Genomic DNA, 20,076 nt, shown 5'->3' with positions numbered 1-20,076 from the left:
GTGGACGACCGGTTCCGCCACCCCCCGGCTATGGTCGTGCCCCGGGTTATCGCCCGCAGCAGGGCTACGGTCCGCCCGGATACCCACCGCCGCAAGGATATCCACAGCAGCGTCCGGCCTACGGACCGCCGCCGGGCTACCGTCCGCCGCCGATGCCCTACGGTCCGCCGGGCAGGCCGACTCCGCCGCCCCGCAAGCGACGCGGCGGTTTCACCTCGCTGATGTTGGTGGTGATTTTCCTCGTCGTCGGTGGTCTGGTGAAGTTCGCCGTGAACAAAGGCGTCGATCTCGGCATCGACGCGTTCGGCCCGAGGCCGACCACCACCTACACGCCGCAACCCGGGAGCGCGCCCGCCAAGACCGGTGACAACCCGCTGGTCACCGATGCGGACGGCTCGCTGGTGCCCGCCTCCTGCGACTACGCGCCGTGGGGCACCCAGGTGGACAAGGCGCGCAAGTTCTTCGAGTCCGCCGCGGGCTGCCTGGAAGCGGCGTGGAAGCCGCTGATGGCCGCCAACGGGCTGCCCTTCGAGTCGCCGACGCTGAGCATCAGCGCGACCACCGACGGCATCACCACCCCGTGCACCGGCTCCACCAGCAACTTCGCCGCCTTCTACTGCGCGGCGAACAAGACCATCTACATGCCGATCAGCCAGTTGCAGACCGATCAGTTCCGCGACAACTGGGTGGTGTACCTGTCGGTGTTCGCGCACGAATACGGGCACCACATCCAGGCGCAGTCCGGAATTCTGCGCAAGGCCAACAGCGAACGGGTCGACGCGGGAGCGCGCTCGACCAAGGGACTCGAGCTGTCACGCCGAGTCGAGTTGCAGGCCAACTGTTTCGACGCCATGTTCATCGCCGCGTCCAAGGGCGGCGGTTCGCTGTCGTCGGACCAGGTCACCCTCGCCACCCGCGATTCCTACGGGCGCGGCGACCAGCCGGGCGACATGCGCGACCACGGCACCGCCGACAACGGCGGCAAGTGGTTCGAAGCCGGTCTGGAAAACCTGACGCCCCAATGCAATACCTTCATCGCGGCGGCCGGCGACGTGAGCTGAGTCAGCCGCGAGCGTCCTTGGCCAGCGCGCGCAGGCCGCGTTTGCCCGGGGCTGGCAGGTCGTCGCCGGTGTCGGCGAGCCATTCGGCGGTGACCAGCCAGCGGCGCTGGGCGTGCGCGTCGGCCACATCGAAGAACACGCGGCGGCCGCGGTCGTCACGCAGATCGCGCGACAGTGCCGCCCAGCTCGGGGCCCGGCCCTTGTCCACGGTGTGCTCGGCGACGAAACCCGCGACCATCTTCCCGATCATGTTCACCGGTTTCTGCGACACCCGGTTGCCGTATTTCGTTGTGTGCCAACGGCGGGCGGGGCACAGCGAACCCGGGTTCGCGTTGGAGGCGATCCAGCCGGCGCGCTGAGCGCGTTCGATGAGCCACAGGTGTTTCACTGCGGTCGGCGCGATCTCACCGACCCGATCGGCGATGAGTTCGGTGATCTGGGGGTCGGCGAGGATGTCGCGGCGGGTGGGGCCGATGCCGTGCTCGGTCCAGTGCGCGGCCGCGAGCTTGGCCAGAATCCGGCCGAACTCGTCGATGCTGCGTTGTGCCCGCCTGCCGAGCCGTTCGATCCGTTCGGCCTCGCGGCGCATCTCGTTCTGCGCGGTGAGGGTGCGGATCGCGGCCATCGTCGGCACCTGCCCGCGCTCGAGCAGCTGCAGGATGGCGGCGGCGGTGGCCGGGTCGGCGGCCGCCGCGACGGGTAAGGAGTCGCGCTTGATGTCGAAGTCCTGCGGGCTGATCGCCCGGCTCAGCAGTCCGACCGCGGCGTGGTCGCCCGCGAACTCGGTGTGGGCCAGCCAGGCGGCTGCGATGTCATCACACGACAGCACGATGAAACGTTCCTCCGGTCGATGCGGTGGGGGAGCGATCGGTGCGCGAAGGTTGTGCCCCGGTCGGGATGAGGGACCGGCCGGGGTCACCAACCTGATGAAGGTTTGGCCACCGAAGTTGCCGATAACCACGGTAGCCAGCCGCTTGCGCCGCTGTCACGACGGTTCACGGTTTCGTTACATCTGGAAACGGGTCGATATTCGGGGACCTGGTACGGAATTACGCGACAACCAGGATCGACGAACTCGTCCTGTCTCGATTCGCCGAATCGATAACCCTCGATAACCGGTCAGTTGCACCCACCGTGCCCGCTATGCGGCCATGAGTTGAACCTTTAACCACCATGTGATCTACAACACATGTAACCCGCTGTACCGCTATGCCTTTCGGCTCCACCTCTGCGGCGCCAGTCGGGATGTCACACCACACCGGTAGCCTTTGGGCCGTGGCTCTGTACCGGAAATATCGACCGGCGACATTCGCTGAGGTAGTGGGTCAGGAGCACGTCACCGACCCGCTGAGTACAGCGCTGGACACCGGCCGCATCAGCCATGCGTACCTGTTCTCCGGGCCGCGTGGCTGCGGCAAGACGTCCTCGGCGCGCATCCTCGCCCGCTCGCTCAACTGCGTGGAAGGACCGACCTCGCGGCCGTGTGGCACCTGTGGGTCGTGTGTGGCGCTCGGGCCGGGTGGATCGGGGAACCTCGACGTCATCGAGCTCGACGCGGCAAGTCACGGTGGTGTCGACGACACCCGTGAGCTGCGCGATCGTGCCTTCTACGCGCCCGCCGAGTCGCGCTATCGCGTGTTCATCGTCGACGAGGCGCACATGGTCACCACGGCCGGTTTCAACGCGCTGCTCAAGATCGTCGAGGAACCGCCCGCCCATCTGATCTTCATCTTCGCCACCACCGAACCCGACAAGGTGCTGCCGACCATCCGGTCGCGCACCCACCACTACCCGTTCCGGTTGCTGCCGCCCGCGACCATGCGCGGACTGCTCGGCAAGATCTGCGAGCAGGAGCACGTGCCGGTGGAGGAGGCGGTGTATCCGCTGGTCATCCGGGCCGGCGGGGGTTCCCCGCGCGACAGCCTGAGCGTGCTCGACCAGCTGCTCGCCGGTGCCGGGCCGGAGGGTGTCACCTACCCGCGGGCGGTTTCGCTGCTCGGCGTCACCGATGTGGCGTTGATCGACCACGCTGTCGACGCGCTCGCCACCGACGACGGCGCCGCCCTGTTCGGCACGATCGACCAGGTGATGGAGGCCGGGCACGACCCGCGCCGCTTCGCCGTCGACCTGCTCGAGCGTCTGCGCGACCTGATCCTGCTGCGCGCGGTCCCCGATGCCGCCGAGCGAGGCCTCGTCGCGGGCCCCGGCGACGTGCTCGAGCGCATGCGCGACCAGGCCACCCGCATCGGCCCCGCCACCCTCACCCGCTACGCCGAACTCCTCCACGAGGGCCTCGGCGAGATGCGCGGCGCCACCGCCCCTCGCCTCCTGCTCGAGGTCATCTGCGCCCGCATGCTCCTCCCGTCGGTCTCCGACACCGAATCCGCCACCCTCCAACGCCTCGAACGCCTGGAACGCGGATTCGCCGGTGGGGCAATCCCTTCCGCTCGCCCGACCGGCGAAACTCCCGCCCGCCCCGCCGCCGAAGCACCCGCCTCGTCGAGTGCGCAAGGTTCGAGCGCCGAGGGCCGCCGCCGAGGCGCGGAAATCCTCGCCGCCGCCCTGGCGGAAAAGGAAGCCGCCGCGCGCAAGTCGGGAGCTTCCGGCGCTGAGGAAGCCGGTGCGCGCCAGTCCGATGCTTCCGCCGCCGATGATCGCGCACCACAGCCGCACGTCCCCGCCGCTCACGAGGCCACGACCGACAACTCGGCCACCACGCAATCGCCGGTCGACCGTTCGGCTGCATCGGCACCGGCTGCGGGCTCGGCTGCATCGGCACCGGCTGCGGGGTCGGCCGCATTGCCACCGGCCGCCGACTCGGCTGCATCGGCATCGGCTGCACCGGCCGCCGACTCGGCTGCATCGCCACCGGCCGCCGCGACGGCGCCGAACGCGCTCGCGGGACAGGATCCGACTTCGCAAGGTCCGCAGCGAGCGAGTGCGAGCGCCACCGGTATGCGAGGTACCGAGCGCGATGCGGTTTCACGACCGCAGGCGTCGGCGGCGCAAGAGCCTGCCGGCGCTGATCGGGGTGCTGAGCAGGCCTCGCCTGCGCCGCAGCGTCCGTCCGTCGCGCACCAGACGCCCGCCGTGCCGCCGCCGAGTGCCACCGAAACGGCCGCATCGTCGGCGCACGACGAACAAGATCGTGCTGCTCGGTCGTCCGGTGCCTCCCAACCGGTCGTCGACACGCAGGGCGTCGATCCGGCTCCGCCGTCCTCGGTCGACTCGGCTTCCGCCGCCTCCGTATCGGCACCGGCCGTGTCGGACGCCCGCAGTGAGGGTCCGGAAGTTTCCTCGCCGCAGCGTGATTCGCGCGCTGGTACGGCAGAGGAGCCTGTGGCGGGGTCTCGGCGAGACGACGCGACCTCGACGCCCGCGCAGGCCGGCGCGTCCTCGGCTGCGACCGGTAACCCCGAGGTGCCGCAGGGGCAGGCACCCGCGGAGGATCTGCTCGCCCTCGTCGATGCGGCGTGGGCCGACATCAAGACGAAGGTGCGCGAGTTCGGGCTCACGTTGCATGCGTTGATGTCGGGGGCCGCGGTGTCGCGGGTGGAGGGGCAGACGATCGTTTTCGCGCATCAGAGTGCTCCGTTGGCACAGCGGTTGTCCGATCCGCGCAATATCGAGTCGGTGCGGGCGGCCGTGCGGGCGGTACTCGGGCGGGAACTGGATGTGCGCTGGGAGACCGGTGCGCCCGCGGCACGCCCGGCGCCGCAGGCCAAGAACACGGCGGGTCCGGCGGAGAGCAAGCCCGCCGCGCGGCCGCAGTTCTCGCGGCCGAGCCAGGCCAAGGGTGGGCGGGCGCGCACCAGCAAGCCCGACGACGACATTCCGCCGCCCGACTTCCCCGACTTACCCGACGACCCGGGTCCGCAGGACAGTTATGCCGCCGATCCGGCGCGTTCCGGCGGCGAGTCGGCAGGCGCCCCGCGTCCCGCGCCCGGCATTCCCGCGCCGCCGACCCCGGAGGAGGAGCAGGAGATGCTGGCCGCCGCCGCGGTTCCGGTGGCTCCGGGCGACCGGCAGGACCCGGACGAGGTCGCCCTGGCGTTGCTGCGCAGCGAGCTCGGCGCAAAGTCTCTGGACGGTTGACAGCCACCGTCCATACCGCGTTAAGTTAACCGGAGTTCGCACACCACGGTAGTATGAACGGGTGGCCGGGAACTCCGGATGGGCATGGTCCTATGCTCCGCTGGTGCTTGCCGGATTTGTACGGCGTCGAAGACGATTGGTCGTGGCGTTCGTGCGGCCACCGCACCCCAAGGAAGGAAACACTCCGATATGACCACAGAGGCCTACATCTACGAGGCCATCCGCACTCCGCGCGGCCGCGGCAAGAAGAACGGCTCGCTGCACTCGGTCAAGCCGATCGATCTGACTGTTGGTCTGATCCAGGAGCTGCGTGGCCGCTTCCCGAACCTCGACGAGGATCGGATCTCCGACATCATCCTCGGCGTGGTCACCCCCGTCGGTGACCAGGGCATGGACATCGCCCGCACCGCGGTCACCATCGCCGGCCTGCCCGACACCGTCGGTGGCTTCCAGCTGAACCGTTTCTGTGCCTCCGGCCTCGAGGCCGTGAACCTGGCCGCGCAGAAGGTGCGCTCGGGCTTCGACGAGCTCGTGATCGCCGGTGGCGTCGAGTCGATGTCGCGCGTGCCGATGGGCTCCGACGGCGGCGCCTGGGCCCTGGACCCGGCCACCAACTACGACGGCTACTTCGTGCCCCAGGGCATCTCGGCCGACCTGATCGCCACCATCGAGGGCTTCACCCGCGATGACGTCGACGCCTACGCCGTGCGCTCGCAGGACCTGGCGGCCAAGGCCACCACCGGCGGCTACTTCGCCAAGTCGATCGTCCCGGTCAAGGACATCAACGGCCTGGTCGTGCTCGACAACGACGAGCACATGCGCCCCGGCACCACCGCCGAGGACCTGGCCAAGCTGAACCCGGCCTTCGCCGGCATCGGCGAGATGGGTGGCTTCGACGCGGTCGCGCTGCAGAAGTTCACCTACGTGGAGAAGATCAACCACGTCCACCACGGCGGCAACAGCTCGGGCATCGTCGACGGCGCCGCCCTGCTGCTGATCGGTTCCGAGGATGCGGGCAAGAACTCGGGTATGACCCCGCGCGCCCGCGTCGTGGCCACCGCCACCTCCGGTGCCGACTCCACCATCATGCTCACCGGCCCCACCCCGGCCGCCAAGAAGGCGCTGGCCCTGGCCGGTCTGACGATCGAGGACATGGACCTCGTCGAGATCAACGAGGCCTTCGCCTCCGTGGTGCTGAAGTTCCAGAAGGACCTGAACGTCCCGGACGAGAAGCTGAACGTCAACGGTGGCGCGATCGCGATGGGTCACCCGCTGGGTGCCACCGGCGCGATGATCACCGGCACCGTGCTCGACGAGCTGGAGCGCCGCAACGCTCGCTACGGCCTGATCACGCTGTGCATCGGTGGCGGCATGGGCGTTGCCACCATCATCGAGCGGGTCTGACCTTCCAACCGGAACTTCTCATAGGAGAGAACGAAAAACTATGACTGACAACATCATCGGTTGGGAGAAGGACGCCGACGGCGTGGTCGTCCTGACCATCGACGACCCGAGCCAGGGCGCCAACACCATGAACGACGCGTACATCACCTCGATGGCCGCGACCGTTGACCGCCTCGAGGCCGAGAAGGACGACATCACCGGTGTCGTCATCACCTCCGGCAAGAAGACCTTCTTCGCCGGTGGCGACCTGAAGAACATGATGCAGGTCGGCCCGGACAACGCCGCCGACGTCGCGAAGATGCTCGACGGTGTCAAGGCCCCGCTGCGTCGCCTCGAGCAGCTCGGCAAGCCGGTCGTCGCCGCCATCAACGGTGCCGCCCTCGGTGGTGGCCTCGAGATCGCGCTGGCCACCCACCACCGCATCGCGGCCGACGTCAAGGGTTCGGCCATCGGCCTGCCCGAGGTCTCCCTCGGCCTGCTGCCCGGCGGCGGCGGTGTGACTCGCACCGTGCGCATGCTCGGTCTGCAGAACGCGCTGATGCAGGTGCTGCTGCAGGGTCAGCGTCACCGCGTCACCAAGGCCAAGGAAATCGGCCTGATCGACGAGGTCGTCTCCTCCGTCGAGGAGCTGCTGCCCGCCGCCAAGGCGTGGATCGCGGCCAACCCCGAGGCTGCCCAGCCGTGGGACAAGAAGGGCTACAAGATCCCCGGCGGCACCCCGTCGACCCCGGCGCTCGCGGCGAACCTGCCCGCGTTCCCGGCCAACCTGCGCAAGCAGATCAAGGGCACCAACATGCCCGCCCCGCGCGCCATCATGGCCGCGGCGGTCGAGGGTGCGCAGGTCGACATCGACAACGCGCTCGCCATCGAGGGCCGTTACTTCATCAGCCTGCTGACCGGCCCGGTCGCGAAGAACATGATCCAGGCGTTCTTCTTCGACCTGAACCACATCAACGGTGGCGGTTCGCGTCCCAAGGATGTGCCCAAGCGCGAGATCAAGAAGATCGGCGTCATCGGCGCGGGCATGATGGGCGCGGGCATCGCCTACGTCTCGGCCAAGGCCGGCTACGAGGTCGTCCTCAAGGACGTCGAGCTCGCCAACGCCGAGAAGGGCAAGGCGTACTCGGAGGCCATCGAGAAGAAGGCCCTCTCCCGTGGCAAGACCACCCAGGAGAAGTCCGACGCGCTGCTGGCCCGCATCACCCCGACCGCGGACGCCGCCGACTTCAAGGGCGTCGACTTCGTGATCGAGGCCGTGTTCGAGAACCCCGATCTCAAGAACAAGGTGTTCCAGGAGATCGAGGACATCGTCGATCCCGACGCGCTGCTCGGCTCCAACACCTCCACCCTGCCGATCACCCTGCTCTCGGAGGGCGTGAAGCGGTCCGAGGACTTCATCGGTATCCACTTCTTCTCCCCCGTGGACAAGATGCCGCTGGTGGAGATCATCAAGGGTGAGAACACCTCCGACGAGGCGCTGGCCCGGGTGTACGACTACACCCTCGCCATCAAGAAGACCCCGATCGTCGTCAACGACAGCCGTGGCTTCTTCACTTCGCGCGTGATCGGCACCTTCATCAACGAGGCCATCTCCATGGTCGCCGAGGGCGTCGACCCCTCGACGGTCGAGCAGGCCGGTCTGCAGGCGGGCTACCCGGCCGCGCCGCTGAAGCTCAGCGACGAGCTGAACTTCACCACCATGCAGAAGATCTACAAGGAGACCGCCGACGCCATCAAGGCCGCCGGTGGCGAGCTGAACGCTGCCGCGGAGACCACCGCCGCGGTGCTCGACAAGCTGGTCGGCGAGTTCGACCGCAAGGGCAAGGCGGGCGGCGCCGGCTTCTACGACTACGTCGACGGCAAGGCTGTCGGCCTGTGGAGCGAGCTGCGTTCGCTGTACAACTCCCAGCGTGAGCTCCCGGAGGGTGTCACCTTCCAGGACCTCAAGGACCGGATGATGTTCGCCGAGGCCATCGAGACCCAGAAGTGCTTCGACGAAGGCGTGCTCACCAGCACCGCCGACGCGAACATCGGCTCGATCTTCGGCATCGGCTTCCCGGCCTGGTCGGGTGGCTCGCACCAGTTCATCGTCGGCTACCCCGGTGGCCAGGAGGCCTTCGTGGCCCGCGCCGACGAACTGGCCAAGAAGTTCGGCCCCCGCTTCGAGGTCCCGGCCTCCCTGCGCAAGTAGTACCCACCAGCGCCCCACCCCGGCGCTGCTGACCCGACAGCCCCGCCTCGCCACCGCGAGCCGGGGCTGTCGGCGTATCAGTGGGGCTTGGCGTAGTCGGCGTAGCCCTGCCAGTCGAGCATGACGCAGGGTTCGTCGCCGACGACCCAGGCGTCGTGGCCCGGGGGGATGACCATGACGTCGCCGGGGCCGAATTCCTGCTGTTCGCCGTCGTCCATGGCGACGACGATGCGGCCCGAGAGGCAGTAGCCGATGTGGGGTGCTTGGCAGCTGTCGGTGCCCGCGATCGGCTTCACGTGGTCGCTCCAGCGCCAGCCGGGTTCGAAGACGGCCCGCCCGACCGGGCCTGCTTCGGTGTTGACCAGGTCGAGTCGACCCTTGTTCTGTTCGAACGGCCGGGTTTCCTCGGGCGCGTCGAAGTTCATGCGGATGAGCGTGGACATGACATCTCACTTCTGCTCGGGTGATGAGCGGTCATGTCGTGGTCCACCGTGTGGGAGCCTGGCACGGCCCACGGCCGAGCCCACCGAGAAATCTCATCCTTCGCCTCTGCGCCGAGGTGCGCAAGGGTAGGGCCGCTATCGGAACAGGATCGCGGTGATGATGTCGGTGTGGCGGTAGCGGAGGTATTTCTCGACGGTGGCCGCGTCGACGGCGGAGGTGGCGGTTGCCAGCGTGATCACCACGAACTCGGCTTGTGACCCCGCGCGCCATTTGCCGGTCGCGAAATCCTTGATGTAGCTGCCGGGGCGGAGTTCGAAGTCTTTGTCCTCGATCTTGTCGGCGGCCGCCTCGGCGGTGGCTTTGTCCGGCATCGCCAGGATGAACTGGGTGAACTTCAAGCCGCCACCCTCGGCCGACAACACCAGCTCGGCGGCGTACTGACAACCGAGTTCGGTGAGTTTCCCGGCGTGCTCGATGGGGGCGCAACTGTTGTGATCGCGGCCGTCCACCCAATCCGCGTGCAATTCGACATTGTCGAACTTGAAATCCCACGGCCCTTCGTAATCGGTATAACTCAGGCGCTCACCGGATTTCGACGGTGGTTTACCCGTTGTACTCGTCGTGGTCGGCTTGCGGGTCGACGGTACATCCGTCGCCGACGCCGCGACCGCGGAACCGTCTACCCCGTTATTACCCGCCCACACCAGCAAACCCGTGCCGCCGACAAGCCCCGCGACCACCACCAGCGCGATGACGATCCATGCCCCGCCGGAGTTGCGCGGCGGCGGTGCGAGCGGCGGAACTTCCTGCGCGAACTGTGGATACGCCGTCTCCTTCGACGGCTGCCCCCACGGGGCGGGATCCTGTGGTGGATAAGTCATCTCAGCTCCCCCTTCCACGGACGACAATCGCGCCCGAGCCTGCCCCCGAGCTTACCGATCGGCGCTGTCCGGCCGGGTTGGCGGAAGTATTCGAACGGCGTTCACCCGACGGCACTCCGGGGTGGCTAGCGTGCCGGTCATGGGACGTCGACTGAGTGCGGTGGTGTTCGGTGCGGTACTGGCCGGGGTGTGGGCCCCGGTCAGTGACGCCGAGCCGATGGTGCGGGTGCTCGGAGAGCAGGTCATCGAGCACGACCTCGACTTTCAGGGCACGGTGGTCGGTGGGTTGTCTGGCATCGACTACCGGCCCGGCAGCGGCGATTTCGTGCTGATCAGCGACGATCGCTCCGAGAAGAGCCCGGCCCGGGTATACACGGCGCGGGTCCCGCTCGGAGACACCGGTGTCGGGGCGGTGGAATTCACCGGAACCGTGCCGTTGCGTCGCGGCGATGGTTCGATGTATCCGCCGAAGTCGGTCGACCCGGAGGACATTCGGGTCGACCCGCTGACCGGTGACTATTTCTGGACGCAGGAGGGCGAGCGGGCCGGAGTGCTTGCCGATCCCTCGGTGCGCGTCGCCCGATCCGACGGAAGTTTCATCTCCGAATTGCCGATCCCGGAAAACGAACGGATGCTGCCGGATTCGGGCCCTCGCCAGAACCAGGCACTCGAAGCGGCGACCTTCGCGGCGGGCGGCGCGTTGTTCGTCACCGCGCTGGAAGGACCGCTGCTCGGCGACGGTCCCGAGGCGACGCCGACGAGCGGCGCGATCACCCGGATCACCGTGCAGGCCAGGTTCGGTCCGCTCCTCGCCCAGTACCCGTATCCACTCGAACCGGTCTTCACCGATTCGCGTCCGGAGCCCGGCCGGGCCAGCAACGGCGTCACCGCGATCCTGGCCGTCGATCCCGTCGACCCGACCCGATTCCTGGTGCTCGAGCGCGCGTTCGCCGAGGGTGCGGGCAACCGGGTCCGCGTTTTCGAGATCGGCACGGCAGACGCGACGAATATCCTCGACGCACCCGTCGCGGGTGCGCGTCCGGTGACCAAACGTCTCGTCGCCGACCTCACCGACCTCGGCGTGGCGGCCGTCGACAACATCGAGGCGATGACGTGGGGACCTCGGCTGTCATCAGGCGAGCGGACCTTGGTGCTGGTCGCGGACAACAACTTCAGCGCGCGCCAGCGCAGCCAGGTGATCGTTCTGGCCGTTCGCTGACAGTCGGGCCATCCGTTGCCGCCACAGCATCGAATCTCCACCCGTTGGATGCCGGATCGCGCTAGCTTGGATATGTAAGACCGGTGACGCCATTTCGAATCGAGAGGTGGTCACATGGAACCGGAGCCGACGCGCATCCAGGATGGGCGACCCGGATCGTCGCCGGTCGGGACCGATACGCAACGGACCGCCGCGCCGGGCGAGACCGACGAGGCCGTGGTCGCCGAACTCGACGCGATGGGATTGACCGACGCCACCGAGATCGGGCGCGGCGGGTTCGGCGTGGTGTACCGGGCGGTGCAGCCCGCGCTGGATCGCGTCGTCGCGGTGAAGGTGCTGTCCTCGGAGATCGATCAGGAGAGCCGCGAGCGGTTCCTGCGCGAGGAACAGGCCATGGGCAGGCTGTCGGGGCACCCGAATATCGTCGATATCCTGCAGGTCGACGTCACGGGCACCGGTCTGCCGCTGATCGTGATGCCGTACTGCCCGCGCGGCTCGCTGGAGCGTCTTATCCACGACCGCGGCCCGCTCACCTGGGAAGACACCCTGCGTGCCGGCGTGAAGCTGGCGGCGGCGATCGAGTCGGCGCACCGGGCGGGCATCCTGCATCGCGACGTGAAGCCGGCCAACGTCCTCATCAGTGGCTACGGCGAACCGCAGCTCACCGACTTCGGTATCGCCCGCATTCCCGGCGGGTTCCAGACCTCGAGCAGCCTCATCACGGGTTCGCCCGCGTTCACCGCCCCCGAGGTACTCAGAGGCCATGAACCGACCGTGCAGTCCGATATCTATGGGCTCGGTGCCACTTTGTTCGCGCTGCTCACCGGCCATGCCGCATTCGAGCGGCAGGCGGGAGAGAAGGTCGTCGCCCAGTTCCTGCGCATCACCACGCAGGCCGTCCCGGACCTGCGCGCCAAGGACTTCCCCGCCGACGTGGCCGCCGCCATCGAAAAGGCCATGTCCCAGGATCCGGCCGATCGCCCGGCCTCGGCCTACGAATTCGGCGAACTCCTGCGCGACGTGCAGCGCGCCCACGGTCAGATGCCCGACGAGATGGCGCTGCTGGTCACCGGCGACGAGCTCGCCGAGCCGCCTCCGGAAGCCCTCAAAGTGGTCACCGCGCGCCGCAGCTGGCCGCTCACCCTGCAACCGGCGGGAGCGTCGGTGCCGGTACACAAGCCGACCAGCGGCACCCTGCCGCCCACCGCCGCGACCAAGTTCCGTCCGCCCACCCCGGCGCGCGATCCGTTCCCCCGCCCACGACTGCTCGACACCTTGCGTTCGGGTGGTCTGCGCAGGCTCGCGCTGATCCACGCGCCCGCCGGATTCGGCAAGAGCACCGTCGCCACCCAGTGGCGCGCCGACCTCGCCGCCCGCGATATTCCGGTGGCCTGGCTCGGTATCGACTCCGACGACGACAGCGAGATCTGGTTCCTCGCGCACCTGATCCAGGCGATCCGGCGAGTGCGTCCCGATGTCGGCGCCGGCCTCGAGCAGGTGCTGGAGGAACGCCCGTCCGATGCGGTGGCGTTCGTGATCGCCACGCTGATCGACGAGATCCATGCCAGTGACCGGCCGGTGGTCGTCATCGTCGACGACTGGCACCGCGTGCACGACCCCGGTGTGCACCGGGCGATGGCGACGCTGCTCGACAATGGTTGCCACCATGTGCGTTTCGTCGTGACCAGCCGAGACCAGGCCGGATTGCCGATCAGCAGGCTGCGGGTGCGCGACGAGCTGGTCGAGCTCGACGCGGCGGCGTTGCGGCTCACCGAGTCGGAAACCCGCCAGATCCTGGTGGAGCGCAACGGTTTCGCGCTCACCGACGAACAGGTCGAGCAGATCCACGCCGCGACCGACGGTTGGCCCGCCGCCATCCAGCTGGTGAGCCTGACGCTGCGCGGCACCGCCGATCCCGGTCAGCTGCTGGTGCAGCTCGCCGAAGGCGGGCACGGGATGCGGGAGTACCTGGCCGAGAACGTGCTCGGCACGCTGGAACCGGACCTGCTGGAATTCCTGATGGCGATCTCGGTGGTGGAGCGGGTGAACGGCTCGCTGGCCACCCTGCTCGCCGACGTGCCCGACGGTGCCGCCCTGCTGGAGCAGGCCGAGCAGCGCGAGCTGTTCCTGCATCGGCTCCAGCACGATCCGGAGTGGTATCGCATGCAGCCGCTGTTCGCCGAGCATCTGCGCGCGCGTCTCGAACGCGCTCATCCCGGGCGCTCGAAAGTGCTGCACCGCAAGGCCGCTCGCTGGTACGCGGAGCATCAGCTGCTGCGCAAGTCGGTGGATCACGCACTGGCCGCGACCGATCTCAAACTGGCCGCCGACCTGCTGGAAAGCGGCGGAATGGACCTCATCGACGGTTCACGGCTCGCGACGTTGCTCGGCAGTGTGTCGAAACTGCCGATGCAGCAGGTGAGTTCGCGGTCGAAGCTGTTGATGGCGGTGGCGCGGGCCAATATGAACCTGCAACAGTCGGGCACTGCTCGCACCGCCCTCGGCAGGTTGTCGAATCTGCTGGCCCGAGGCGCCACCGGCGGTCCCGAGCTGGCGGAACAGCGGTGCGCGGCAACGGTTCTCGAAGCAGCGGATCGGGTGGCGCACGACGACACCGACGGCGTGGCCGATCAGCTCGCCACCTGCCTGGGAGCGCCGGACGGGCTGCCGGACTGGATCGTCTCGACGGCGGCCAACCTGATGTCGTTCGTGCGCCTGTGTGAGTTCGATTTCGCCGAGGCCACCGCCACCCAGGACTGGGCCGCCGAGTACCACGCTCGTTCCAAGGACCCGCTCGGCCCGGTCTTCGGCCTCTGCGCCCGCGCCGCCGCGGCCTACGAACAACTCGATATCGCCACGGCAACCGCCTGTCTCGAGCAGGCCTACGAGACCGCGCGTACCAAGGCGGGTCCGCGTTCGGATGCCGCGCGCGTCGCGGCGACCATGCTGGGTGAGGTGGCCTACCGGCGCGGTGACCTGGCCACGGCCGACCGGCTGCTCGACGAGAGCCACCAATTGCTCACCCGCGTGGGTCCCGTCGACTTCCTCGTCGCGACCTTCGTCATCGGAGCACGCGTGAAAGCCGCCCTCGGCGACCAGTACACCGCCGCGGCCCGGCTCGAGGAGGGCGCGCGCGTGGCCGCGGCCAACAGCCTGGCCAGGCTCGACGCCAACGTGCGGGCGGAACGTTCCCGCCTCGGCCTGCCGCCGGGCAACGGCGCCAACGGGATCGTCATCGACCCGTCGGGCAATGGCGGACGGCGCAAGACGGGCGCCGCCGCCCTCATCGCCGAGGCGAGGCAGGTGGCCGAAATCCGCACCCTGCTCACCGAACAGCGCCTGCGCGCCGACGACCGCGCCGCCCGCCACGCCCGTGTCCTCTATTCCCGCGTCCTCGAACAATCCCGCCCCCGTGCGGAACTGGACGCCACCCTGCTACTCGCCGAATGCCTCGCGGCGGCAGGCTGGATCGGCGAGGCGACCAACCTGGTCCTGCCGGTCCTGCGCACCTGCGCCGACCTCGGCTGGACCCGCCCCCTCCTCGACGCGGGCCCCGGCATAGTCGGCCTCCTACACGTCCTGCGCACCCAGTCCCACGAAACCGCCCAACACCCCATCCTCGACGGAATGCCCGGCCACTTCCTCGACGAACTCCTGTCGGACTGATCAATCGTCGGTGAGCACGATCAACGCTACCCGCGCTCGTTCCCTCGAAATCACGACCAGTTCGTGAAATTCGATGTGCAGATCGCCATAGTCATTCTTAGTAACGGGGCCCAGGTCGCGTAATTCGAAAACCGCCTCGCCTGCTCGAATCGGCTCGATAACCTCGGTTGCGACGGTGGCGTGCAGCTCTTCGGGTATGCCCCGGCAATTTGCCAGCCAGGCGTTGACAACGGCGATGGCATCGTCAGCGTTGATCGGGTCGAAGGATTGCGGCCCGATGGCTGAGAGCCAGTAAGGACCATGGCGGGTCCCAGCGGGATCCACCCCGCCGCCGACGTAGTCGTCCTTGTACTCGACCGATTCGACCAGTGCACGAAGAATCAGCCTGTCAGTCGGCAGATGATCTGTGATCGCAAAATTCTTGATATCGATCCATTGAAATTTGTGGCCGGTGTCGCTGTCGAACTTGTAGTCGCGAAAATTCACAAACCGACTGTCTAGATATTTCATCAGATATGCCACCTCTTTACCGACACGCCGGGAACATTATTGAAGTCGATCGTGGGGCCGCCTGATCGACTGAATGGGCGATAGGTCACTGTCGACGGCGGATCGCCAGGGATCTTCCAGACCTCGATATCGCCCTTTGGTGTCGACTTCACTTCGGGGGGTCCGAGTTTATCAGTGAGGTCGCGTCGCGCAGCATCGAGTTCTGTGGGACTGACGATTTGGACGTTGTCGGCGTCCTCATTCCCGATCAAGTTGCCGCTGTCGTTCGTTACAACGTCCCTGACGGCCTCGGCCTCCTCGGAGGCGGCGTAGACGGTCATCCCAGCGATGGCCGTTATTGCTGCTGAGACCCCTGCGCTCGCGAGGTCGGGTATAGCGGTGAATCCGCCGCTAGCGGCGCCGATGGTGACCACCGCTCCTACCGCCGTGACCAGCCGGCTCACAGTGACAGTGTTCTTGATGATCACCGCCGTCGATTGGACGATTTCTACGGTGATCGCGGTTCCACCAGCACCGGCTGCAGCAGCACCGACTCCGGCGGTGAGAAAGGCGGCGACACCGACGACCACGGCGGTCAAGGCGATGGCGGCGCCGAGCTCTACCGCGGCGGCCGCGACTTGTTTGCCGATATCCTCGCGCATGGTGCTCAGCGCGTCGTTGTGTTCGGTCAGCGGCGTGGTGATGCCTTTGGCTGCTTCGGCGAGGAGCTTCGCTGCTTGTTCGAGGGTGGCGAGCTTTTCATCGATAGCCATGATGTTCGGATCGCTGTTGCCTTCGAATTTCGCGCTGACCCCGTTGATCCGGGTCGCTGCGCCGGTGACCGTGGCGTGTTCGGCGAAGGTCTTCCACGCGTCACGTGCCGGAGTCGTACAGCGGCTCCGATTCGGTCCGGCGAACGGGTGCCTCGCCGGTAGCGGTTGTCCGGTTGTAATACCACCAGTTGTAGCCATTGGCTTTGAGGACGTCGCCGTAGCGTTGCAGCGCGTTGGCCAATGTTGCAGCGAGAGTGACGATATCGGCGGCGTGGGTATCGTAGGTGGTGATCCAGCTATTGCACGAGTCGTGGTTGCCCGCCATGCCGCCGCATTCGTTTTGCAGGGCGGCAAGTAGCGGGCCGATGGCTAGGCGGCTGCGGTGCTCATGTCGCGTAACCCGTCCACGAATTCTCTTGCCCCGGTTACCCATTGGGTATGAGCTACCTGGTAGGCGTCAGCGGCTATGCCTTCCCAGGTACTACCTCTGAGGGTGGCCACCTTGTCATCGATGTCATCGAGATGGTCGGAAACATAGCCTGCGAGTCCGGCTATTCGTGCGACGATTTGATCGAGTTGGTCCATGTTTACCGAAAACTCCGACCCCATGTCACACCGCCGGCAGGTCGAGGCTGGACATGTTCAACGTATAGGCGTGGTCGGTGTCTTGCTGTTGGTAGTTCTCGGCGGTGATGCCGAGCTTCTCGGCCATCGTTGTGAGTGCGGCGATGATCGTGGCGCCGCCGTCATGAGTTTCGGTCCAGCCGGTACCGAACTGGGTGGCGAGATCGCCCTTCCACCCGCTGGACAGGAGGGAGTCGACTTCGGTGTTGGCAGATGTGAGGGCAGTGCGTAGTGCTTCGGCGATGCCGTACCCCGATCCTGACCGGTACCGACTCGGACTGGTCCGAGTCGGTACCGGTGCGCACTAGGGCTGCCACCAGGGACGAAGGGGGACGTCCCACTTTCCGTTCTTGTCCAGTTTCACGCCGAGGACGTGGTGGAGTTGGACGACGTTGCGCTGGAAGCCGAGGCGGCAGCCTGCCATGTAGAGGCCCCAGACCTTTGCGGTGCCCTCGCCTACCTCGTCGACGCAGGCGTCCCAGTTGTCGACCAGGTTCCTGCACCATTCGTGCAGGGTGAGGGCGTAGTGCTCGCGCAGGTTCTCCTCGTGCAGGACCTCGAGGCCGAGGTTCTGGATTTCGGAGATGATGCGGCCCGAGCCGATGAGTTCGCCGTCGGGGAAGACGTAGCGGTCGATGAAATCGCCCGCCTTGGTGGTTCGGGTGTTGTCGGGACGGGTGATGCAGTGGTTGAGGAACAGGCCGCCGTCGCGGAGCTTGTCCTTGATGAAACCGAAGTAGAAGGGGTAGTTGTGCACCCCGATGTGTTCGGTGAGACCGATCGAGGAGACGGCGTCGAACTCGCCCTCGACGATGTCGCGGTAGTCGCTGTGGCGGACTTCGGCCAGGTCGGCGAGCCCTTCCTCGACGATCTTCTGCTGCGCCCACGCCGCCTGTTCGGCCGAGAGCGTGGCACCGATGACGCGCACGCCACGCTTGGCGGCGTAGCGGACCATGCCGCCCCAGCCGCACCCGATGTCGAGCAGCCGGTCGCCTTCCTTCAGGCGCAGCTTGTCGAAGATCAGCCGGTACTTGTTCTCCTGTGCCTGCTCGAGCGTCCAGTCGCGGTCGCCGTACACCGCGCAGGTGTAGGTCATCGAGGGGCCGAGCACGTATTCGTAGAACTTGTTGGAGACGTCGTAGTGGTGGTGGATCGCCTCGGCGTCACGGGTCTTGGAGTGGCGTAAGCCCTCCAGGGCGATGCGGCGCCAGCGCGGCAGGGTCTCCTGCGGCGGCGGGGCGATCGGCTTGAGCCGCTCCCAGCCCAGCGAGCGGGCGATGGTCACCAGCGACAGGGCCGACGGACGATGGAACTTCATGTCCTGCATGGCCTTCAAGATGTCGTACGGGTCACCGGGGTGCACCCCCTCGGCCACCATGTCACCTGCGATGTAGGCGCGGGCCATGCCGAGGTCACCGGGGGCGGTGGCCAGGTAGTTGATGCCGCGCGGGTTCTTGATGTCGAGGGTGTAGGGCGAATCGGCGGGCCCGGTCGCGCTGCCGTCGTAGGCCGTCAGCCGGACAGGGATGTCACCGTCGATGAGGCTCTCGAACACCTCCGCGATGCTGAGCCGGGTCCCCAGCTCGGCGAGGATCTCGGATCTGTCCTTGAATGTCGTCACTTGCGTTGCACCGCCTTCGAATACAGATTCAGCAGTCGTTGGTCCGGGTCGTAACGGTTCTTCAGTGCGGTATAGGTCTCGCCGCCGTAGAGCTGCGCGAATTCTGCCTCGTCGTAGTAGGAGTCCGAGTACAGGGACTTGTGTCCGTCGAATTCGGAGACGATCTTCTCGATGGCGCGGTTGGCCGCCCCCTCCGGCTGACCGGGTACGGTGGGCACCGCCGACCAGAAACCGAAGTTGACGTAGGTGTGGCGCGGTTCGAGGGGGTACAGCGGCCACGGACGCGCACCGTCGGCGGCGCCGGTTTCGCGCAAACGCAAGGGGCACAGCCAGATCGGTTCGATCGGGATCTCGCGCAGGAACCACTCGGCGAAGTCGGCGGTGCGGTGGACCGGCACCTCGATGTCCTGCACCACCCGCTCCTGCGGCGCGAGTCCCTTGCGGGCCCGGCGCCGGTCGTCGAAGTGGTACTTGCGGTCGAGTGCGACGAGTTTCCAGTAGAAGCTGCTGCGGCGCAACGACTTCGGCCAGAACCGGCGGATCTTCGGGTTCTGGGTGCCGAAGGCGCGCGAGCACCAGAACCAGTCGGTGTCCCAGCGCCACAGGTAGTCGGCGATGGTGAGCCGGTCGGTCTTCACGCCGTCGTCGTGCTGCAGGGAGCGGTAGTAGATGTCCATGCCGGTGTAGTCGCTGACCGGGCCGGGTTCGTCGGTCTGCCTGCCCAGAGTCAGGTAGCTCTCGGTGGCACTGAACACGACGCCGTCCAGGTAGTCGACCTGTTCGCCCTGGTAGGAGCGCTCGGTGACGATGCGTTCCAGCTCGGTTTCCAGCGTGCGCAGGTCGTGGAACCGCACGTGCCGCAGCGCGACATAGGGCTTGACAGCTTCGAGCTCGATTTTCAGGCGAACGGAGTAGCCGAGGGTGCCGTAGGAGTTGGGGAAACCGTGGAAGAGGTCGGCGTGCTCGCCGGTCGGCGTCGCGGTGAGGATCTCGCCCGACCCGGTCAGGATGTCCATTTCCAGCACGGATTCGTGCGGAAGACCGTTGCGGAACGAGGTCGACTCGATGCCGAGCCCGGTGACGGCGCCACCGAGGGTGATGGTCTTGAGCTGCGGAACCACCAGCGGGGCGAGCCCGTAGGGGAGGGTGGCCGCCACCAGGTCCTCGTAGGTGGTCATGCCTGCCACGTCGGCGGTTCGGGCCTGCGGGTCGACGGCGATCACCTGCCCCAGCCCCGACACGTCGAGCCCGGGCGCGGTCGTCGCCGCCCTCGCACGGAAAAGGTTCGATGTCTTCTTCGCCAACCGGACGACGGCACCCGGTGGGATGGCGCGATAGCTTGCCAGCAGTCGCTCCACACCCGCGCGGTGCGCGGCGTATCCAGACTCGCGTGCGGCCGGTTCGTGGCCGGCCCTACCCAAAAGACTCACTGCCACTGTGTCGACGCTAGTACGCGCCCGCCCGCGCGGCTACCAGATAGATGCACGCCACGGTGAAATGTCACTCAGCTGTTTCTTCCCGGCCCACCTGACCGGGCAACGCAGTGGGGCGCAAGGCAAGATGTAACCCAGCCCCGCCCATCGTCGGGACCGGTGGGGCCGCGAACTC

The 20,076-nt window shown here is 67.3% G+C and carries 16 protein-coding genes; 6 read left to right on the top strand and 10 right to left on the bottom strand.

The genetic code is table 11. From position 1 onward, the window contains the following. The first annotated feature begins 152 nt into the window (after positions 1–152). Positions 153–1,061, top strand: a complete 909-nt coding sequence (locus tag LDL21_RS19225; RefSeq protein ID WP_225281222.1) for a neutral zinc metallopeptidase — start codon at positions 153–155, stop codon at positions 1,059–1,061. Between the two features lies 1 nt (position 1,062). Here the strand turns inward: LDL21_RS19225 and LDL21_RS19220 are convergent, their stop codons facing one another. Beyond that, positions 1,063–1,890 (bottom strand): hypothetical protein, encoded by an 828-nt coding sequence (locus tag LDL21_RS19220; protein WP_225281221.1) that lies wholly within the window; start codon positions 1,888–1,890, stop codon positions 1,063–1,065. Between the two features lie 446 nt (positions 1,891–2,336). Between LDL21_RS19220 and LDL21_RS19215 the strand changes: the two genes are divergently transcribed. The 3 genes from LDL21_RS19215 (at position 2,337) to LDL21_RS19205 (ending at position 8,751) form a co-directional block, all read left to right on the top strand. Continuing rightward, positions 2,337–5,156: a DNA polymerase III subunit gamma and tau gene (locus LDL21_RS19215; RefSeq protein ID WP_225281220.1), complete on the top strand. Its 2,820-nt coding sequence runs from the start codon at positions 2,337–2,339 to the stop codon at positions 5,154–5,156. 189 nt (positions 5,157–5,345) lie between these two features. After that, complete coding sequence (locus tag LDL21_RS19210) at positions 5,346–6,560, top strand: acetyl-CoA C-acetyltransferase (protein WP_067494619.1); 1,215 nt, start codon at positions 5,346–5,348, stop codon at positions 6,558–6,560. A gap of 40 nt (positions 6,561–6,600) precedes the next feature. Continuing rightward, positions 6,601–8,751 (top strand): 3-hydroxyacyl-CoA dehydrogenase NAD-binding domain-containing protein, encoded by a 2,151-nt coding sequence (locus LDL21_RS19205; protein ID WP_067494616.1) that lies wholly within the window; start codon positions 6,601–6,603, stop codon positions 8,749–8,751. 77 nt (positions 8,752–8,828) lie between these two features. Here LDL21_RS19205 and LDL21_RS19200 read toward each other — a convergent pair whose 3' ends face one another. After that, positions 8,829–9,194 (bottom strand): cupin domain-containing protein, encoded by a 366-nt coding sequence (locus LDL21_RS19200; RefSeq protein ID WP_225281219.1) that lies wholly within the window; start codon positions 9,192–9,194, stop codon positions 8,829–8,831. Positions 9,195–9,329: 135 nt separating this feature from the next. After that, the gene (locus LDL21_RS19195) at positions 9,330–10,076 is read right to left on the bottom strand and encodes a hypothetical protein (protein ID WP_225281218.1); all 747 of its coding nucleotides are present in this window, start codon (positions 10,074–10,076) and stop codon (positions 9,330–9,332) included. Between the two features lie 139 nt (positions 10,077–10,215). Between LDL21_RS19195 and LDL21_RS19190 the strand changes: the two genes are divergently transcribed. Both LDL21_RS19190 and LDL21_RS19185 read left to right on the top strand, forming a co-directional pair. Beyond that, positions 10,216–11,295 (top strand): esterase-like activity of phytase family protein, encoded by a 1,080-nt coding sequence (locus tag LDL21_RS19190; protein WP_225281217.1) that lies wholly within the window; start codon positions 10,216–10,218, stop codon positions 11,293–11,295. 114 nt (positions 11,296–11,409) lie between these two features. After that, positions 11,410–14,961 carry a serine/threonine-protein kinase gene (locus tag LDL21_RS19185; protein ID WP_225281216.1) on the top strand — a complete coding sequence of 1,184 codons (3,552 nt, stop codon included), beginning with the start codon at positions 11,410–11,412 and terminating at the stop codon, positions 14,959–14,961. Here the strand turns inward: LDL21_RS19185 and LDL21_RS19180 are convergent, their stop codons facing one another. From LDL21_RS19180 to LDL21_RS19150, 7 genes are all read right to left on the bottom strand, one after another. After that, entirely contained in the window at positions 14,962–15,447 is a 486-nt protein-coding gene (locus LDL21_RS19180) for a hypothetical protein (RefSeq protein WP_225281215.1), read from the bottom strand. Between the two features lie 23 nt (positions 15,448–15,470). Then, entirely contained in the window at positions 15,471–16,223 is a 753-nt protein-coding gene (locus LDL21_RS19175) for a hypothetical protein (RefSeq protein WP_225281214.1), read from the bottom strand. A 100-nt stretch (positions 16,224–16,323) separates the two neighbouring features. Beyond that, on the bottom strand, positions 16,324–16,656 hold the full coding sequence (locus LDL21_RS19170) for a hypothetical protein (RefSeq protein ID WP_225281488.1): 333 nt from the start codon (positions 16,654–16,656) through the stop codon (positions 16,324–16,326). Next, positions 16,593–16,808, bottom strand: coding sequence for a WXG100 family type VII secretion target (locus tag LDL21_RS19165; RefSeq protein ID WP_225281213.1), 216 nt, complete (start codon positions 16,806–16,808; stop codon positions 16,593–16,595). The genes LDL21_RS19170 and LDL21_RS19165 overlap by 64 nt, the downstream gene beginning before the upstream one ends. Before the next feature lie 25 nt (positions 16,809–16,833). Further along, on the bottom strand, positions 16,834–17,091 hold the full coding sequence (locus LDL21_RS19160; RefSeq protein ID WP_225281460.1) for a WXG100 family type VII secretion target: 258 nt from the start codon (positions 17,089–17,091) through the stop codon (positions 16,834–16,836). Between the two features lie 60 nt (positions 17,092–17,151). Continuing rightward, positions 17,152–18,468, bottom strand: a complete 1,317-nt coding sequence (locus LDL21_RS19155) for a class I SAM-dependent methyltransferase (RefSeq protein WP_225281212.1) — start codon at positions 18,466–18,468, stop codon at positions 17,152–17,154. Next, positions 18,465–19,898, bottom strand: coding sequence for an FAD-binding oxidoreductase (locus LDL21_RS19150; RefSeq protein WP_225281459.1), 1,434 nt, complete (start codon positions 19,896–19,898; stop codon positions 18,465–18,467). Before LDL21_RS19150 ends, LDL21_RS19155 begins: the two co-directional genes overlap by 4 nt. Positions 19,899–20,076: the final 178 nt, after the last annotated feature.

The organism is Nocardia rosealba (assembly GCF_020216065.1).
Classification (GTDB): domain Bacteria; phylum Actinomycetota; class Actinomycetes; order Mycobacteriales; family Mycobacteriaceae; genus Nocardia; species Nocardia rosealba.
Note: the sequence above shows the minus strand (reverse complement) of the source record. Positions and strands in the feature narration are given on the sequence as shown.

What these genes read in the sequence shown, in the direction of transcription:
- LDL21_RS19170 (WP_225281488.1), bottom strand. Translation starts at nt 16,656, where the DNA reads ATGGGTAACCGGGGCAAGAGAATTCGTGGACGGGTTACGCGACATGAG.
- LDL21_RS19185 (WP_225281216.1), top strand. Translation starts at nt 11,410, where the DNA reads ATGGAACCGGAGCCGACGCGCATCCAGGATGGGCGACCCGGATCGTCG.
- LDL21_RS19225 (WP_225281222.1), top strand. Translation starts at nt 153, where the DNA reads ATGCCCTACGGTCCGCCGGGCAGGCCGACTCCGCCGCCCCGCAAGCGA.
- LDL21_RS19165 (WP_225281213.1), bottom strand. Translation starts at nt 16,808, where the DNA reads ATGGACCAACTCGATCAAATCGTCGCACGAATAGCCGGACTCGCAGGC.
- LDL21_RS19190 (WP_225281217.1), top strand. Translation starts at nt 10,216, where the DNA reads ATGGGACGTCGACTGAGTGCGGTGGTGTTCGGTGCGGTACTGGCCGGG.
- LDL21_RS19195 (WP_225281218.1), bottom strand. Translation starts at nt 10,076, where the DNA reads ATGACTTATCCACCACAGGATCCCGCCCCGTGGGGGCAGCCGTCGAAG.
- LDL21_RS19210 (WP_067494619.1), top strand. Translation starts at nt 5,346, where the DNA reads ATGACCACAGAGGCCTACATCTACGAGGCCATCCGCACTCCGCGCGGC.
- LDL21_RS19200 (WP_225281219.1), bottom strand. Translation starts at nt 9,194, where the DNA reads ATGTCCACGCTCATCCGCATGAACTTCGACGCGCCCGAGGAAACCCGG.
- LDL21_RS19175 (WP_225281214.1), bottom strand. Translation starts at nt 16,223, where the DNA reads ATGGCTATCGATGAAAAGCTCGCCACCCTCGAACAAGCAGCGAAGCTC.
- LDL21_RS19205 (WP_067494616.1), top strand. Translation starts at nt 6,601, where the DNA reads ATGACTGACAACATCATCGGTTGGGAGAAGGACGCCGACGGCGTGGTC.